This window comes from Mesorhizobium sp. LSHC412B00 (assembly GCF_000503035.1).
In the GTDB taxonomy this organism is placed as follows: domain Bacteria; phylum Pseudomonadota; class Alphaproteobacteria; order Rhizobiales; family Rhizobiaceae; genus Mesorhizobium.
Genome location: NZ_AYWB01000016.1, coordinates 41,126 through 57,112, shown reverse-complemented (window position 1 = coordinate 57,112; position 15,987 = coordinate 41,126). Strand labels below are relative to the sequence as shown.

Sequence of the window (15,987 nt, the reverse complement as noted above, 5' to 3'; positions counted from 1 at the left end):
GGAATGGCCGATGTCCTGTTCTACCACCTGACCGAATCGACGCTGGAGGATGCGCTTCCCGGCCTGCTCGAGCGCAGCGTCGATCGCGGCTGGCGCGCCGTGGTGCAGACAGGGACCGAGGAGCGGCGCGATGCGCTCGACCTGCATCTGTGGACATTCAGGGACGATTCGTTCCTCGCGCACGCGACCGACCGTGAAGCCCATCCGGCCGAACAGCCAATCCTGCTCACCACGAGCGACGCCAACCCCAACCAGGCGCAGATACGCTTCCTCGTCGATGGCGCCGCACCCGCCGATCTCGCCGGCTACGAACGCGCCGTGTTCCTGTTCGACGGCCATGACGCGGCCCAGGTCGAAGGGGCGCGGACGCATTGGAAGGTGTTGAAAGAAGCGGGCCACGCTGTCACCTACTGGCAGCAGACGCCCGACCGTCGCTGGGAGCGCAAGGCGTAAGTCGCGTTATCGGTCGCTGATCGTAACCTTGTTTATCTTCGCGCCCTGCGGGAGATCTTTCACCTGCCGATGGATTTGGCCGGCGATATGCACCTTCACAACGAAAAACGTCGTTTCCATCTCTCGCAGACTCATTTCGCCGCCAAGCACCGGCGGCTTCTTGAAATCATAGCATTGGCCGGCTGCCGGAATCAGTCGGTTCTTTCGGGCGGCAACGACAAGGCCCGCCAGCAGCAACTCGTCGCGGCGCGCTTCATTCTGCAAGTCGGCCTGAAATTCCGCCCAATGACCCGCAATTCTGGTCAATTTCCCGTCGAGCATATCGAGATGACGAACCGACCCGTCGCCGGCACGGAAAAATATGTCGCCGAAAGCTGACACCGCAGCTGGTTCAAGGCCATCCAGTCCGATCCACTTCCAGCCGTCCAACGCTTCCGCGACTTCGTTCGCAGGTGGTTCGATAAAGAGGAACTGATAGTCATGGGGCCATTCGGCTCTGATCAAGCCCCCTGTATTGGCTCTGTTGGCCTCGGCTTTTCCTTCCTGTCTGGCGTCGGACGCGCCAAAAATTGAAGAAATAAAGCGGAAAAAAGATCTGGCCATAATCGCCCCCGTACGGGTCTTTATACTTGCGAGAGATTCTAGCCGCAATCCACTGAAGGCTCCATAGTTCCCACGCATTCGTCTTGATGATGGCCATCACATTGGATCCGTTTTATGGATTGACTGGATGCAGGCTCATTGGGCGGGCTGAGAATGCGGATCAGGATCATCGGAACCGGGCGGGCCGTGCCGGCTCGATGCGTGACGTCGCGCGCCCTCGATGCGCGGCTGGGGTTTGGCGATGGACATTTCGAGGCCGCGACCGGCGTCATCGAACGCTATGTCTGCGACGCCGAATCGCAGGTCGACCTTGCTTGTGCCGCAGCCCGTCTGGCGCTTGCCGATGCCGAACTTGAGACAGGCAGTGTCGATCTGGTCATCGGCGGTTGCGGCGTGCCTTACCAGCCGTTGCCGTCGACGGCGCCGCTGGTCATGCAGCGCCTCGGCCTTGCCGATGGGTCGGCGGCCGCTTTCGACGTCAACAGCACCTGCCTCGGCTTCCTCACAGCCTTCGAGACCGCGTCGCGCCTGATCGAGGCCGGGCAATGCCGGACGGCGCTGGTGTTCTCGTCTGAAATCGCCTCGCGCGCGCTGCCGTGGCGGGACCAGCCGGAAATTGCTGCCCTCTTCGGCGATGGCGCGGCGGCCGCCGTGCTGCAACAGGCAGCCCCTGCCGAGGGTCGAGTCGCGGCCAACCTGATGCGCACCTACCCTTCCGCCTATGAGGCCTGCAGCATCGGCTCCGGCGGCACCCGGTTCGACTTTCATCGTGAGCCTGAGGAATTTGCCCGCCACAGCCTGTTCCACATGGAGGGTAAGGAACTGTTTCGCGTCACGTCACGCCATTTCAACGGCTTTGTAGCGGAGTTGCTCGATCGCGCCGGCTGGCGGCACGACGATGTTGACCTCGTCGTGCCGCATCAGGCGAGCCCTTTGGCGCTCGCCCACATGGCGCGCCAGACCGGCTTCGCCAGGGAAAAGCTCGTCGACATCGCGGCGCGCTACGGCAATCAGATCGCCGCTTCCATCCCGTTTGCGCTCGATGTCGCACGCCGCGAACAACGCATTGGGCCGGGCGCCAAGGTGCTGTTCCTCGGCACCTCGGCCGGCGTGTCGTTCGGCGGCATGGCGCTGGAAGCATGACCGTGGGACGCGTCCTCGTCACCGGCGCCAGCGGCTTCCTCGGCGCGCATATCATGGCGCGGCTGGGGGCAGTGGGCACACCGGCGCTGGGTCTTGGCAGGGACGCCAAACGCTGCGCGGCGCTCGAAGCCGCTGGTCATCGGGTCGTTCGGCTCGATTTGTCTCAACCATTCGATGCAGCTGCCGCGCGCGCTCTCGACGGCGTCGATGCGATCATCCACTGCGCGGCACTTTCCGCGCCCTTCGGCAGGTTGGCGGATTTCCAGACGGCAAATGTCACAGCTACCCGCAACCTCAGCGATTTCGCGCGCGGGCAAGGCGTGCGCCGCTTCGTCCATATCTCCAGCCCGACGGTCTGTTTCGCCTATCGCGACCAGCTCGGAGTTTCCGAGAATGCGGCCTTGCCCCCTCCGGTCAACCACTATGCCCGCACCAAGCGGCAGGCCGAGGAGATCGTGCTGGCGGCGCCTGAGATCAGCCCGGTGGTGCTGCGGCCGCGCGGCCTCTACGGTCCCGGCGACCGCACGCTGCTGCCGCGCCTGCTGCAGGTGGCACGGCAGCGCCCGCTGCCGCTGTTTCGCGACGGCAAGGCGCGCATCGATCTCACTTATGTAGAGGATGTCGTCGATGCCGTGCTTGCCGCGCTCTCCGCCGGCAGCGCTGCCGAGGGACAGATATTCAACGTCTCCGGCGGCGAAGTGGTGCCGGTCCGCCGCATTGCCGAGGCGGCCTGCGCCCGCGCCGGCGTGCAGCCGCGCTGGCGCAGAATGCCGCTCTGGCCCGCCATGCTGGCGGCCGGGATAGCGGAGACGGTAGCGAATATATTGCCCGGCCGCCCGGAACCGCCGGTGACGCGCTACGGTCTTGGCCTGTTCGCCTATGCGCAGAGCCTCGATCTTTCCAAGGCAGGCCGCATCCTCGGCTGGGCGCCGAAAGTGTCGTTCGAGGAAGGGCTCGATCGCACATTCGGCAAGGCGACGGAAAGCAGGGAGGCTGCGTGAAGATCGTCTTCGCCAACAGCGCCTCTGTCAGCGCAGCCGAGCGCCTGATCCTGCGCGGCGGCAGCTGGGCGAAGGTCAGGCTACGTGTCCGCTACGGCCTGATCATGCATCCGCAGGCCGGCCCCGTACTGATCGATACCGGCTACACGCCGCATGTGACACAAGGCAGCGAGCGCAGCACGGCGCTGCGTCTTTACAGTGCGATCCTCCGGCCCCAGCTCAACGAAGCCGAGCAGCCGCTCGCGGTACTGGCGCGCTTCGGCCTGTCTTTGCAGGATGTGCGCACCGTCATTGTCACGCATTTCCATGCCGACCACATGTCGGGCCTGTCGCTGTTTCCCAACGCTCGGCTTATCGCCAATGACACCGCCTGGGCGCGGGCGAAGGCCAAGACTTCCCGGCAGAATCTGCGCCATGGCGTCTTCAAGGAACTGTTCCCGCCCGATTTCGAGAGCCGGCTCGACGGGCTGTCGTCGAAGCGGCGGATCGAACCTCGCGGCGGCGTGCCAGGCGGCGCCGATCTGTTCGGCGACGGCAGCGTCATCGCAGTCGATCTGCCCGGCCATGCCGATGGCCAGTTCGGCCTTTCGTTCCCAAATCTGGAGCGGCCGCTGCTCTACGCCGTCGACGCGCAATGGTTGTTCGCGGCCCTTGTCGAAAACCGAACTCCCGGTCTGCCGGCAACCCTGCTGGCCGAGGATGCCGCCGCGATCGAGCCGACCAGCGTAATGTTGCGCCGGTTTCTGGCGACCGGCGGCGAGGTTGTTCTTTGTCATGATCCGGCGGTGACGGCCTACGATCTTGCCGGAGAGAGCGCATGAACGGGCCGACGGAAGCGGCCCGTTCGTTTGTGTTGACGCAATGGCTCTCGCGCAAGAGCCGTGAGAATTTCGAACGCTGGCAAGGTCATGCCTTGCGCCGCTTTCTCGACCGCGACCTGCCGCGCGCGCCGTTCTACGGCAAGACGCCGCGTCATCTCGGCGATCTGCCGGTGACCGACAAGGCGACGCTGATGGGCAATTTCGAGCGTTTCAACATCCGCGGCGTCTCGGCCGCCGAGGCCTGGAAGGCGCAGGCAGGCGATGGCCGCATTGGTGAACTGACAGTCGGCGCCAGCACCGGCACGTCGGGCAATCGTGGCCTGTTCATCATTTCCGAAGCGGAAAAATACCGCTGGCTGGGCACCATCCTGGCCAAAGCAGTGCCCGATCTGCTCTGGCGCCGGCAGCGCGTTGCGGTGATCCTGCCGCAAAACACCGGGCTCTACGATAGCGCGCGCAAATCGCGGCGTATCGACCTGCGCTTCTTCGATCTGACGCGCGGTCCGGAGAGCTGGCGCGGCGCTCTCGAAGGTTTCGCGCCGACGGTGATCATCGCGCCGCCGAAGATGCTGCGGCACTTCGCGGCCGAGGGCTTTAGGCTCAAGCCGCAGCGTGTCTTCAGCGCCGCCGAAACGCTCGACCCGGTTGACCGGCCGGTCATCCAGGCATTCTTTGGTCGTCAGCTCGACCAGATCTACATGGCGACGGAAGGGCTGTTCGCCGTCACCTGCCCCCAGGGCGGGCTGCATCTGGCCGAGGATTCGGTGTTCTTCGAGTTCGAACCGGCCGGCGACGGCCTGGTCATGCCGCTGATCACCGCCTTTCGCCGCCGGACCCAGATCATGGCGCGCTACCGGATGAACGATCTGCTGCGGCTGTCCGAAAAGCCATGCCGCTGCGGCTCGCCGCTGCGCACGCTGGACGAGATCGTCGGCCGCATGGACGACGCTTTCCGGCTCGCCTCGCCGCACGGGCAGCTCCTCGTCACGCCCGACATACTACGCAATGCGGTGCTCAAGGCCGACCGGCGCATCGACGATTTCCGCCTGGTCCAGACCGCTGCCGACGTCATCGAACTTAGCCTTGCGCCCGAGCTCGCCGACGAAGCCGCCACTGCCGCGCATGCAGCCGTGCGAACGCTACTGGCCGCGCGCCAGGCGACGGTGAGAGTCAGCCTCCTGCGCAAGAGCCTGCCGCTGGAGACCAGCCGTAAACTGCGCCGTGTAGAATGCCGACTGGGGATGAGGACGTGAATCGGCCTGCCGCATTGCCAGTCGCTCAACTGGACCAGGTTGAAAACAACCCGCGTGAGGTCGAAGCCTTCGTTCAGCTATTCAACGAGGTGCCGGTGCGCGACCTCGTGCGCAATCTGACAGTGGCTGTCGAAACCTTCGAGATCGCCGGCCGCTCCTTTCCGCTGACGCTGAACGACAGAAGCGAAGCGCCGAACTGCTACATCTGCTGCCCGTCCAGCGCCTATATCGACTATGCCATCGACGAGACCCGCAATTTCGTCTCCTCGCCCTTGCTGCAAAAAACGATGCGGATGCTGATCGGCCTGTGCGCGCCGCTGGTCAGGATGAGCGGCCTCGACCATCAGGTTCAGGTCAACAACTGGCTCTATTCGACCAATCCGGTGCCGCTGCTCGATCGCAACGCGGTCGCGGCGATGCGCGACGATCTCACCGCGCGTTTTCCCGATCGCGCTGTTCTCATCCGCTCCCTGAACGAGATCGCCGATCCCTCGACAATCGCAGCGCTGAAGGCGGAGGGTTTTCGAATGCTGGCGGCGCGGCAGATCTACATCTTCGCAGGCGACGGTTCGGCCATGACCAACGACATGAAGCGCGACCGCAAGCGGCTGCCCACGACGCCTTTCGAGCAGGTCGGCAATGGCGACTTCACCGAGGCCGACTATGCGCGCGCCGAAGCGCTCTACCGGATGCTCTATCTCGACAAATACACGCCGCTCAACCCGCACTACACGGCCCGCTATATCGGCGAGACGCACCGTCGCGGCATCCTGCAACTGGCAGGCCTGCGTCGTCCCGGCGGTGAACTGGTCGCCGTCGCCGCTTTGTCTCAGAACGGCAGGACATTGACGCAGCCCATCGTCGGCTACGACACCGGCCTCCGGGTGAGCGAAGGCCTTTACCGCATGATGATGGCGCTGGCGCAGGATCATGCGATGGCGCACAGCCTGTTCTTCAACATGAGCGCCGGTGCCGCCGCCTTCAAACGCTTGCGCGGCGCCGTGGCGACGGTGGAATACAACGCCGTCTATGCTGCCCATCTGCCGCGCCGCCAACGCATGGCGGTGCGGATCATGGAATTTGTGCTCGCGAAGATCGGCATTCCCCTGCTCAGGAGATTTGAACTTTGAGCGACACCCGGCAGCAGAAAGACAAAGACTATTGGCAGGCGGNGATGCGGTCTGCCGATATCAAAGCCAAGCCGAAGCGCATCCTGTTCGACGGCGCGCCACTGGTGCTGTTCCGCTCGGCGCAGGGGATTGCAGCCCTCTTCGACCGCTGCGCTCACCGCCTGGTCGAACTCTCGACCGGCAAGGTCGTCGGTGGCGAGATCGAATGTCCCTATCATGGCTGGCGCTACAATGGGGAAGGGCGCTGCACCGCCATTCCCGGCCATGTCGGCGACGTCCCGCATTACCGTGTCCGCCGCTACAGCGCGATCGAGCGCGACGGCGTCGTCTTCGTCTCGGCAGGCACGCCTGAGGGCGAGCCCTATCTCCATTGCATGCAAGGCAACGATGTCGTCATCAAGCGGGTGCGAAGCTCGGCGCGATCGACGGTGCTCGACGCCGCCGAGAACATTCTCGACGCCACTCACACCCACTTCACCCACAAGGGTGTGCTGCGCGGCCTGACCGCAAAGCGCCATCTCGTGCGCGTCGAGGTGACCGGCGGCAAGGGCTGGGTCGAAAGCTGCTACACCGGCGAGGACCGCCAACAGGGGCTGGTCAGCCGGCTGCTGGAAGGCGAGCGCGCCAGGACCATCGGCCGCTACCGCCATCCCGGCATCGTCGAACTCGAATATTGGGGCAAGGGCGGCTTGGCGCTGGCGACCACTTTCCATTTGCGTCAGGCGGACGAACGGACCGTCGAAGGCGTCGGCTGGCTGATCGGCCCGCGACAGGGCCTGTTCGGCGAACTCAAGGCGCTTGCTTTCCGGCCGCTCTTTGCCTTTGCCCTGCAGCAGGATCGCCGTGTGCTGAAATCGGCCAGCGACAACGCCCGTATATCGCCGCAGGTTCAGCCGGCGATCGGCCCGCTGGATTTCCTGCGCCGCGACATAGCGGCGATCATCGACGGCAAGATGCCACCGGCGGCGGCAGAGCCGCGGGTGCACCAAATCGAGCTGTAATCTAAAGTTCACGGCACTTGATTCCAGTTCTGCTGTAAATTATAGTTCACGGATGATCGAAGTTCGATCCACTGACGAATTCCGAAAATGGCTCAGAGGGCTCACGGACATTCGCGCCGTAAAGAAGATCACCCAACGGATTGTCCGCGTTCAGGCTGGGCTGGCGGGAGACGCCAAGTTCTTCGATGGCATAGGAGAATTGCGCGTAGATTACGGTCCGGGATACCGCGTGTACTTCGTCCGGCGCGGCAACACGGTCATTATCCTGCTCTGCGGCGGTGACAAAGGCTCGCAGGACAGGGACATCGGAAAAGCCAGGAAAATGGCAAAGGAAGTTTGATATGACCCTCAGAACCACACCATTCGACGCCGCCGAATATCTTGATGATGCTGAGTCTCAAGCCGAACTGCTCGCTGATGCGTTCGAGACCGGGGACGCGACTTATATTGCGCACGCCCTCGGCATTGTCGCGCGCGCCCGCGGCATGACAAGCATAGCGAAGGACGCCGGCGTGACCCGAGAGGCACTCTACAAGGCGCTGAGCGAAAAGGGCGATCCGCGCCTCAGTACATTGCTGGGCGTAACCAAGGCGCTTGGCCTGCAATTGTCCGCAAAGCCAGTTAATCCCGTTTAGGCAACCTTAGCAGGACTTACGCACTCAGCTGAAAACGGGAAGTTCCGCTTCAACTCGACTAGTCCTGCTCCGGCCCATTCCACTCGACATCGCGCGTCGACGCAGCCTGAAGGCTGATGCGCTGGCGCAGTGCTGTGCCGGCGATCTCGGCCAGCGTGCGCCACTGCGCCCGCTTCGGCGCGGGGTCGCCCGGCCAGTCGAGCAGCTCATCGGCATCGTGCATCGCCTGGCGAAAGCTGCCGAGACCACCGGAGCGCAGTGCCGCCGGCATCCCGTAGATCCACATCGCAAGCCTCACCGTCTGCGGCGCCGTCACGTCGGGCTTCACCTCGGCGCCATCCTCCAGGACCGCGTCGGCGAAGCGCCGCGGATCGCGAAAGAAGTGCAGGCCGCTCACGGCGCGCGGATTGCACTCCAGTGGCAGCACCGTGCCGTTATTCTCGCGCATCAGGTCGAAGGATATCTGGCCGGTCCAGCCGGCGCCGGCGACGAAGGTTTCGACGAAGCGCCGCGCCGCGATATCCTCGACCGGCTCGAAACAGATGCCGGCGCCCTTGCCGGCGCGATAGAGCGAACGGTAGAGCGCCAGCGCTTTGAGTTCACCCTCGATCGCCACCGCATAGGCGCTGATCTCTTCACCGGCGATGTAGCGCTGCGCCACCCAAGGAGCGGCGGGCGAGGGGCGGACGGCGTCGAGTTCGTCCGGCGATGGCCGCAGCAGTACGTCACGGGCAAAACGTGACCACAAAGGTTTGAACACCAGCTCGCGCGATTGGCCACGAACGCCGTCGAGATCGGCCTCGCTTTGCAGCAGTATCGTTTCCGGCACGTCGAGCCCAAGGCTCTGCGCCAGCCGGATGAAGGCATGCTTGTCGTGAACGCGGGCGAGCATCGCCATCTCGGGTGCGAAGAGGCGGGCCGGCATGGCGCGGTGCTGCCAGAGACGACCGAGATAAAAGACTTCCTCGCAGGTCGGGATAACGAGTTCGATGCCTTCCGCGCGGACAAGCGCTTCCACCGCCTTGGCATAGGCGTCGGCGGCAAAGCGCGGCGGCGGCAGGCGATTGTAGGCGGCGCAGGCCGTGCTCGCTGCGGCGATCGGCCGGGCCGGGCTGTCGGCCAGGATCACCCGGCAACCGGCGCCATGCAGCAGCCGCGCCAGGTGCAGCGCCACCGGCGCGCGGGCACCGGTGATCAGCACGGTGCTATTGGGCATGAGCCACCGGCATCGGTTGGAAAAGACGAGTCAATGCTTCTGCGGAAGGCTTCATTCGCCATAAGTGCCACATGGCTTGCGTGCCGCCAACGGACTCCACAAAGGTGGCTCCGCTGCGTCAGCCATCGCTTTTTGGCCTTCAGGGCGTTATTGGCAATCTGTCGAACACCCGGATCTCCTCAATGCGCTTTCTGTTTGTCCTGATACTGCTTGCCGGCGCCGCCATTGGCTTCGTGTATCCCTGGGCCATGAGCAATTTCTCCGGCCACGAGATCGGCACCTGGCGCGTCTACGACCAGGGACGGTTTAGGCCTGTGACGGTGACGCTGAAAGCTGGCGACGCGCCGGTCAGAGTGCTGGTCGACCTGACGGCAAAGGCCGAGCGCATTGTCTCGCAGCAGCGCACCGTGCTGACGCTGACTGCCGCCACAGCCGGGCGCACGGTGCTTGCCTCGACGCTGCAATTCAACCACGCCGACAATCCGCGCCAGGTCAGCCCGCAACTGCCCGACAAGATCTTTCGCGACGAGGCCGGCGTGATCGAAACCGTCAGTCCCGGCGCCTATCTCTTCACCGCCGGCCCGGGCGACGCCGACGATATCCCGATACGCGCAGTGGATCTGATACTGCGCTCCGGCGCCGGTGAGATCGATCAACGCGCACGGCCGGTTGGCTATGGGCTGATGGCCGTCGGCCTGATCGGCTTCCTGCTTACTCTGGCTTTCGGCGGTCGCCGGCCGGAGAACCCGAACTCGAAGCCGCCACCGCCGCGTTGGGGCAGAGGCTCCTCGACATGAGCGCGGCATGAACTACCGTCACGCCTATCACGCCGGCAATTTCGCCGATGTCGTCAAGCATGTCGTGCTCAGCCTTCTGCTCGACTATCTGAAGCAGAAGGACAAGGCGTTCCGTGTCGTCGACACTCATGCCGGCATTGGCCGCTACGATCTTTCGTCGGCGGAAGCGCAAAAGACCGGCGAATGGCAAGGCGGCATCGGCCGCCTCATCAACGCCCCGATCGAAAAATCGGCGGCTGCGCTGCTTGCCCCCTATCTTGAAGCGGTGCGTTCGCTCAATCCCGATGGCGGGGTGAAGAAATATCCGGGCTCGCCATTGATCGCCAGGCACCTCATGCGAAAGCAGGACCGGTTGTCGGCGATCGAACTGCACGGCGCAGATGCCGCCAGGCTGAAGACGCTGTTTGCCGGCGATTTCCAGACAAGGGTGATCGAACTCGACGGCTGGCTGGCGCTTGGCGCGCATCTGCCGCCAAAGGAAAAGCGCGGCCTGGTGCTGATCGATCCGCCGTTCGAGGAAGCCGGCGAATTCGACCGCCTGGTCGACGGCATGCAGAAAGCGCACAGGCGCTGGCCGGGTGGCATCTACGCGCTGTGGTATCCGATCAAGGATCGCAAAGCGATCATCGCCTTCCGCAAGGCGCTCAAGCAATCCGGCGTCCCAAAATTGCTCGACATCGAGTTCGAGATCCGGCCGGCATCGCGTGAACCAAGCCTCGACGGCAGCGGCATGGTGGTGGTCAACCCGCCCTTCACGCTGGAGCGCGAACTGCGCATCGTGCTGCCGGTCCTGCACAGATTGCTGGCGGTCGAAAAGCCGGCGCACTGGTCGCTGGAATGGCTGGCCGGGGAGTAGCGACGCTTCGCAGCGGGCGACGCCCGCGGCAAAGACACAAAGTCGCTAGAGGTTTTGACGGTGGCGCCATCCGCGAATGCTCAGCTGTGTTCAACGAACCGAAACCATGGAGATGCACATCTAATCGGCTCGGCGTTGACGCTAATCCCAGAATCAGAGAGATAGATATCTAATTATTAGATTTCGAATCGAATGCCAAGATCGACAGAAGAGGAACTGGTCAACGCGATAGGCTTCGCGATGTCGCGCTGGCAGGATGCCGTCGAAACGTTCGATGGGACCGTCGCCGAAATCTATGTGCTGAGCGCTGCCGAGCGCCGCTGTGTCTCGGCGCGATCAGTCACGGCCCGCGGCCGGCAAACGTCGTAGCGAGGGAGACAAATCTCACGCCGGCGGCGGTTACGACGTTGATTGACCGGCTGGAAAAGCGCGGCTTCGTCAGCCGCCAGCCGGATCCCGATGACAGGCGCAAGGTCATGGTCGCGGCGGGCACCGAGGAACTCGTCCGGCGCTGCTACCATCCGATCTTCGAGGCAGGCGCCGCATTGCTGGAGAAATACACGGTGGCCGAGATGCAGTTTTTGCTCGGCTTCATCGAAGAGGTCGAAGCGATGCAGAAGGCGTAGACCGAGAGGCTGCGCGGCAAAGCAAAACCGGTGCGTTGAGAGAAGGCATCGGAGGATGGTCCGGCGCAACGCCGGTCCGGTTTCAACTGTGTACTGTCAAGGAGACCCTATGCCCCGTATGATCTTCGTCAACTTGCCCGTCGCCGACCTCGCTGCGTCGATGGCCTTCTACAAAGCTCTCGGTTTCGACAACAACCCGCACTTCACCGACGACACCGCAGCCTGCATGGTGCTGAGCGAAACGATCAACGTCATGCTGCTCACCCATGCCAAATGGCGTCAGTTCACCGATCGCCCCATCCCACCGGCCACCTCGAGCGAGGTCATGCTGGCCGTGTCCTGCGACAGCCGCGCGGCGGTCGATGCGATGAATGAGGCGGCGGCTAAAAATGGCGGCGCCGCCGACATCAACGCCCAGCAGGATTATGGCTTCATGTACAATCGTCGCCTGGCCGATCCTGACGGCCACGTCTGGGAAGCGATGTGGATGGACCCGGCCGCCATACCGCAGGGCGACGCCAAGCAAGGCTGAACCGGGTTTCGGCGGCCCGCCGGCCATGGGCAGGCCGCTTTTCCTAATGGGCAAGGCGAGCTTTTTCAAAGGTCAGGACGTGGTTTCGCAGCTTCGCACCGAAGAAACCGGTTGCGGAGCGGGAAACCATCGGCAGCGCGACCGCTTGACCGCGCGCCGCCGAATCCGCAAAGTGGGCGCAGTCGACCTTTGAGAGGCTGCCATGACTCGCTTTGCCAAATCCGCTCTTGCTGCCCTGATTTCGCTTTGCACGCCGCTGGCCGCACCCCTCGGCCAGCCAGCACAGGCCGCCGACCTTTCCGTCTATTCCGACGAGGACAGCGGCGTTTGCGGCGAGGCCTGGGTGCTAAGCAAGATCTCCAGCCGCTTCTCCTACCAGGTGCATCACGTGCCGCATCTGCCGGATGTTTCGATCACAGATTTCCAGCGCATCCACCAGCATCGCTATCTCCCGGCCAGCGAAGAATGGCCGATCGGCCGCCGCTATTGCGGCGCCACCGTCAGCTTTTCCGATGGCCGCGCCCGCACCATCTGGTACTTGATCGAGGAAGGCCAGGGTTTTGCCTCGATCGGCGACAATGTCGAATTCTGCGTCTCGGGCTTCGACCGCTGGATGGTCTACAACGGCCGCTGCCGCGTCCTGCGCTAAGGTCGGATAAGAACCGCCGTTGAACCTGCCATCTCCCGCAAGGGGGAGATCTGATGTCGCTCCGGTTTCGCCAATCTCCGAACTGCTGCCGCTGCCTCACACCGCCTTCCCACCAGACACGTAAGCGCAGATCAGCTCGACCAACTGCTTCTGCAGCTCCGGCGCGTCGAGCATGTCTCGCCGCGCGGCATTGTGGATGACGCCCTCGACCGCTGAGGACAGCACCCGGGCCACGGTCTCATTGTCCTTTCTGCGCCTGCGATATTGCGCCACCGCCGCCGTGTAGTGATCAAGATAGCGCGACTGGAACGAGGCATGGGCGGCGCGTGAGCCGCGATCGCCCGGCGCCTCGTCGAGCAGCACCTGATGCAGCGTCGGATGGATGCTGTGCGCATCGATCATGCCGCGCACCAGCTCCTGCGCGAATCGCTTGAGCGGCTTGTCGCCTTCTGCTGATTCGGCGATCACCGACAGCACCTGATCGAAATGTCGCCGGCGAATTGCTTCGACCAGCGACAGCTTGTCGGGAAAATATTGATAGAGCGAGCCGATGCTGACGCCGGCCGCATCGGCCACCTTGTTGGTGGTGAAGCCGGCCCAGCCGAGCGCGCTCAGAACATGAGCACCGGCTTCGATGAGCGCCTCGACCGTCGCTCTCGAACGCGCCTGGCGCGGCTGCTTGCGCATGCGTGAGCGCGGCTTTGCAATGCGAGTAGACATGTCTGCTCCAGCAGCCAAGAATATAGATATCATACTCACATTTTTTGCAAAGGATATAGACCATGGACGCGCTGGATTTGCTCCGCAGCCTCTACGTTTATCAAACCTGGGCGAATGGTGAATTGCTGGAGAAGCTTGCGGGCCTCGACCAGCAGGAGCATATCGATCAGCGCCACACGGCGACCCGTCTCATCAACCACAACCTTGTCGTATCGAAGATATTCGCCGCGCATCTTTCCGGTACGCGTCATGGCTATGCGTCCGACAACACCGAGGACACACCGGCACTCGATGAATTGAGCGCTGATGTCGCTGCGATGGATCGTTGGTATCTCGACTATATCGAAGCCGTCTCGCCAAAGCTCATGTCAGAGCCTGTGCCTTTCACCTTCACCGACGGCGACAGGGCGATGATGTCACGCCAGGAAATGCTGACACATGTCGTCACGCATGGCGGCTATCACCGCGGCGAGATCGGGCGGATCCTGATGCAGATCGGCATTGCGCCGCCGTGGGATACGTTTGCCGTCCACCTCCACCACGCCGAGCCTTCGCGCCGGCTGCAGGTGCGCGAACGGGTTGGCGCTTAGGGGCCCGCACCCCTTGGCTTCCAAGGGACCGCGGCTTCCCGGGAGGAGGATTCCCCGATCTTTCGTTTCCCATTTCCGGTGGGCATCTCTTGCGCCGAAGCTGGCGATCTCCCTTCTCGTCTGGGAAACGTCCAACACAACAGGCTGTCCCTTCAAGTACTGTCTTTCCTGGCTTCCATCCAACCACTTTCGATATACGATTAAAAAGCTCGCGTTTAGTTTAGTGCTGTTCCTGCAACCGTGGGGATGAAGCAAGATCAGCCTCTGCGGTGCGATGATTGTTGCCATCCGATAGGCCGCCGATGACCGCGTGAGATCGACGGCGTTGCAAGAGAATGTGAGCTTGACGAGAAGAACGTGTGAGTCGCGATATCAGAGATTTCTCTCGCAACAGTTCGCTGCGAAGCGGGAAGATTTCTTGCCGATTTCTGTGCCGATCATTGCGATCATGCTCTCAGCGTAACCGAAACTTAATCTGTGAAATTCTATGTAATGCTTCGCTGGCTAGATACGCACGAGTCAGATATGCATTAGCTCGCCGGGTCACTCACGGCCATCGGCACAAACGCAAGGGGCATCGCATGGCAAAGACCACGACGAAGGCGCCGGCGGCGAAAGCGCCGGCAAAGAAAGCGGCACCGAAAGCTGCCGCGAAACCTGCAGCAGTAAAGAAGGCAGCACCGAAGGCAGCGGCAAAGCCGGCCGCCAAGGCAGCGGCAAAGCCGGCAGCTAAGGCAGTAGCAAAACCCGCCGCCAAGGCAGCAGCGAAACCCGCCGCCAAGAAGCCGGCCGCCAAGGCTGTGGCGAAGCCTGCTGCGAAGGCAGCAGCCAAGCCCGCCGCCAAGAAGCCGGCAGCCAAGGCAGCGGCAAAACCCGCCGCCAAGGCTCCGATGAAGGCCGCCGCCGCCAAGTCGACGGCAGCTGTGAAGAAGGCTGCACCGGCCAAGAAGCCAGCCGCCAAGAAGAAGTAACAGCGGTCCATCTCAAAGCTCCCGGGAACTTTGCCGACTGGCAGATTCCCGGGAGCTTTTTTGTTGTGATTTAGGTCTTGTTTTGATGCATGTCGTTCTCTCGAAATTGACGCCACTTCTGTGAGACATGCATGGCGATTTCATTGTCGGCGGATTGGCCGCCTGGTTTTGCCCTTCTGGCAGTTGCTCCCTCAGGGAAGATCGGCCAACACTAAGGCGGTCGCATTCGATGGGGTTCAGGCGACACGCTCTAGACCTTTGCTTTACGCGCGTCGTTCTCAAGACCGGAATCGCATTTTTGAGCGACATGCACTGGCCGTCCGAAAACAGGGAACCGATCATGCCGAAGCTGCTCTACGCGTCCTCATCCCCCTACAGTTCCAAGGTGCGCATGGCAGCACTCCATGCCGGCATTGCCGTCGAGCTGGTGCCGGTCAAGACCGAGGACAAGCCTGCTGAACTGATGTCAGCCAATCCTCTCGGCAAGATTCCGGTGCTGGTGCTCGACGACGGCCGCTCGATCCACGACAGCCGCGCGATCACTCAGCATCTCAACCGCGCTTCGAAGAGCCTGTTGTTGCCGCGCAATGCCGACAAGCGCCTCGAGGCCGAAGTGCTGGAGGCGCTGGCCGACGGCATATGCGACTGCGCGCTGTCGATGGTCTATGAGCGGCGCACGCGTCCGGAGGAGATGGTCTATCAACCCTGGCTCGATCGCCAGTGGACCAAGATCACCGCCGCACTCGATTTCCTCAACGCCAATCCGCCGAAGCTGCCGAAGAAGATCACGCTTGGCCAGCTGGCGTTGCGTGCCTGCCTCGGCTACCTCTCTCTGCGCTTCGCCGGCAAATGGGAAAAGGGCCGCGGCCGCCTGACCCGCTGGGCAGCGCGTTTCGATGAGAAGTTTCCAGGGCTGAAGGTGGCTGTGCCGGCCTGACGGGCGAAACAAAAAAAGCCGGGCGCGAGGCCCGGCTTTCTTGTGTCGTGGCT

The 15,987-nt window shown here is 63.1% G+C and carries 21 protein-coding genes; 18 read left to right on the top strand and 3 right to left on the bottom strand.

From position 1 onward, the window contains the following. Positions 1 to 3 precede the first annotated feature (3 nt). Positions 4 to 453 carry a DNA polymerase III subunit chi gene (locus X757_RS141565; protein ID WP_023672739.1) on the top strand — a complete coding sequence of 150 codons (450 nt, stop codon included), beginning with the start codon at positions 4 to 6 and terminating at the stop codon, positions 451 to 453. Positions 454 to 459: 6 nt separating this feature from the next. Here X757_RS141565 and X757_RS141570 read toward each other — a convergent pair whose 3' ends face one another. Beyond that, positions 460 to 1,056 carry a T6SS immunity protein Tdi1 domain-containing protein gene (locus X757_RS141570; protein WP_023693959.1) on the bottom strand — a complete coding sequence of 199 codons (597 nt, stop codon included), beginning with the start codon at positions 1,054 to 1,056 and terminating at the stop codon, positions 460 to 462. A gap of 201 nt (positions 1,057 to 1,257) precedes the next feature. Between X757_RS141570 and X757_RS141575 the strand changes: the two genes are divergently transcribed. The 8 genes from X757_RS141575 to X757_RS141605 all read left to right on the top strand — a co-directional run bounded on the left by X757_RS141575 (position 1,258) and on the right by X757_RS141605 (position 8,040). Continuing rightward, positions 1,258 to 2,199 (top strand): 3-oxoacyl-[acyl-carrier-protein] synthase III C-terminal domain-containing protein, encoded by a 942-nt coding sequence (locus X757_RS141575; RefSeq protein ID WP_245275105.1) that lies wholly within the window; start codon positions 1,258 to 1,260, stop codon positions 2,197 to 2,199. Next, positions 2,196 to 3,200 carry an NAD(P)-dependent oxidoreductase gene (locus tag X757_RS141580; RefSeq protein WP_031251537.1) on the top strand — a complete coding sequence of 335 codons (1,005 nt, stop codon included), beginning with the start codon at positions 2,196 to 2,198 and terminating at the stop codon, positions 3,198 to 3,200. The genes X757_RS141575 and X757_RS141580 overlap by 4 nt, the downstream gene beginning before the upstream one ends. After that, a complete protein-coding gene (locus tag X757_RS06145; RefSeq protein WP_023727343.1) occupies positions 3,197 to 4,021 on the top strand; it encodes an MBL fold metallo-hydrolase in 825 nt (274 codons plus the stop codon). Before X757_RS141580 ends, X757_RS06145 begins: the two co-directional genes overlap by 4 nt. Further along, complete coding sequence (locus X757_RS141585) at positions 4,018 to 5,274, top strand: F390 synthetase-related protein (RefSeq protein WP_023685700.1); 1,257 nt, start codon at positions 4,018 to 4,020, stop codon at positions 5,272 to 5,274. Before X757_RS06145 ends, X757_RS141585 begins: the two co-directional genes overlap by 4 nt. Next, positions 5,271 to 6,404, top strand: coding sequence for a GNAT family N-acetyltransferase (locus X757_RS141590; protein ID WP_050593971.1), 1,134 nt, complete (start codon positions 5,271 to 5,273; stop codon positions 6,402 to 6,404). Before X757_RS141585 ends, X757_RS141590 begins: the two co-directional genes overlap by 4 nt. Beyond that, positions 6,401 to 7,405 carry a Rieske (2Fe-2S) protein gene (locus X757_RS141595; protein WP_023727341.1) on the top strand — a complete coding sequence of 335 codons (1,005 nt, stop codon included), beginning with the start codon at positions 6,401 to 6,403 and terminating at the stop codon, positions 7,403 to 7,405. Before X757_RS141590 ends, X757_RS141595 begins: the two co-directional genes overlap by 4 nt. 52 nt (positions 7,406 to 7,457) lie before the next feature. Further along, on the top strand, positions 7,458 to 7,745 hold the full coding sequence (locus X757_RS141600; RefSeq protein ID WP_023727340.1) for a type II toxin-antitoxin system RelE/ParE family toxin: 288 nt from the start codon (positions 7,458 to 7,460) through the stop codon (positions 7,743 to 7,745). Position 7,746: 1 nt separating this feature from the next. After that, entirely contained in the window at positions 7,747 to 8,040 is a 294-nt protein-coding gene (locus tag X757_RS141605; RefSeq protein WP_023672747.1) for an addiction module antidote protein, read from the top strand. Positions 8,041 to 8,098: 58 nt separating this feature from the next. Here the strand turns inward: X757_RS141605 and X757_RS141610 are convergent, their stop codons facing one another. Further along, positions 8,099 to 9,256: a hypothetical protein gene (locus X757_RS141610; protein ID WP_031251533.1), complete on the bottom strand. Its 1,158-nt coding sequence runs from the start codon at positions 9,254 to 9,256 to the stop codon at positions 8,099 to 8,101. A gap of 182 nt (positions 9,257 to 9,438) precedes the next feature. Here X757_RS141610 and X757_RS141615 point away from each other — a divergent pair, with 182 nt between their 5' ends. The 6 genes from X757_RS141615 to X757_RS141635 all read left to right on the top strand — a co-directional run bounded on the left by X757_RS141615 (position 9,439) and on the right by X757_RS141635 (position 12,716). Next, a complete protein-coding gene (locus X757_RS141615) occupies positions 9,439 to 10,053 on the top strand; it encodes a hypothetical protein (RefSeq protein ID WP_023684715.1) in 615 nt (204 codons plus the stop codon). A gap of 7 nt (positions 10,054 to 10,060) precedes the next feature. Further along, on the top strand, positions 10,061 to 10,909 hold the full coding sequence (locus tag X757_RS141620; protein WP_023727338.1) for a 23S rRNA (adenine(2030)-N(6))-methyltransferase RlmJ: 849 nt from the start codon (positions 10,061 to 10,063) through the stop codon (positions 10,907 to 10,909). 192 nt (positions 10,910 to 11,101) lie between these two features. Further along, positions 11,102 to 11,278 carry a hypothetical protein gene (locus tag X757_RS1000000168650; protein ID WP_023727337.1) on the top strand — a complete coding sequence of 59 codons (177 nt, stop codon included), beginning with the start codon at positions 11,102 to 11,104 and terminating at the stop codon, positions 11,276 to 11,278. Beyond that, complete coding sequence (locus tag X757_RS1000000167090; RefSeq protein WP_198024429.1) at positions 11,230 to 11,535, top strand: MarR family winged helix-turn-helix transcriptional regulator; 306 nt, start codon at positions 11,230 to 11,232, stop codon at positions 11,533 to 11,535. Before X757_RS1000000168650 ends, X757_RS1000000167090 begins: the two co-directional genes overlap by 49 nt. 109 nt (positions 11,536 to 11,644) lie before the next feature. Beyond that, a complete protein-coding gene (locus X757_RS141630; RefSeq protein WP_023727335.1) occupies positions 11,645 to 12,067 on the top strand; it encodes a VOC family protein in 423 nt (140 codons plus the stop codon). 202 nt (positions 12,068 to 12,269) lie between these two features. Beyond that, entirely contained in the window at positions 12,270 to 12,716 is a 447-nt protein-coding gene (locus X757_RS141635) for a hypothetical protein (protein ID WP_023684720.1), read from the top strand. Between the two features lie 96 nt (positions 12,717 to 12,812). On the opposite strand, the gene X757_RS141640 is transcribed toward X757_RS141635, so the two are convergent. Further along, on the bottom strand, positions 12,813 to 13,436 hold the full coding sequence (locus X757_RS141640) for a TetR family transcriptional regulator (RefSeq protein WP_031198064.1): 624 nt from the start codon (positions 13,434 to 13,436) through the stop codon (positions 12,813 to 12,815). Positions 13,437 to 13,498: 62 nt separating this feature from the next. Between X757_RS141640 and X757_RS141645 the strand changes: the two genes are divergently transcribed. The 3 genes from X757_RS141645 (at position 13,499) to X757_RS141655 (ending at position 15,934) form a co-directional block, all read left to right on the top strand. Further along, positions 13,499 to 14,026 (top strand): DinB family protein, encoded by a 528-nt coding sequence (locus X757_RS141645; protein WP_023727333.1) that lies wholly within the window; start codon positions 13,499 to 13,501, stop codon positions 14,024 to 14,026. Between the two features lie 581 nt (positions 14,027 to 14,607). Continuing rightward, a complete protein-coding gene (locus tag X757_RS141650) occupies positions 14,608 to 14,997 on the top strand; it encodes a hypothetical protein (protein WP_023673454.1) in 390 nt (129 codons plus the stop codon). A gap of 340 nt (positions 14,998 to 15,337) precedes the next feature. Then, complete coding sequence (locus X757_RS141655; RefSeq protein WP_023689091.1) at positions 15,338 to 15,934, top strand: glutathione S-transferase family protein; 597 nt, start codon at positions 15,338 to 15,340, stop codon at positions 15,932 to 15,934. Positions 15,935 to 15,987: the final 53 nt, after the last annotated feature.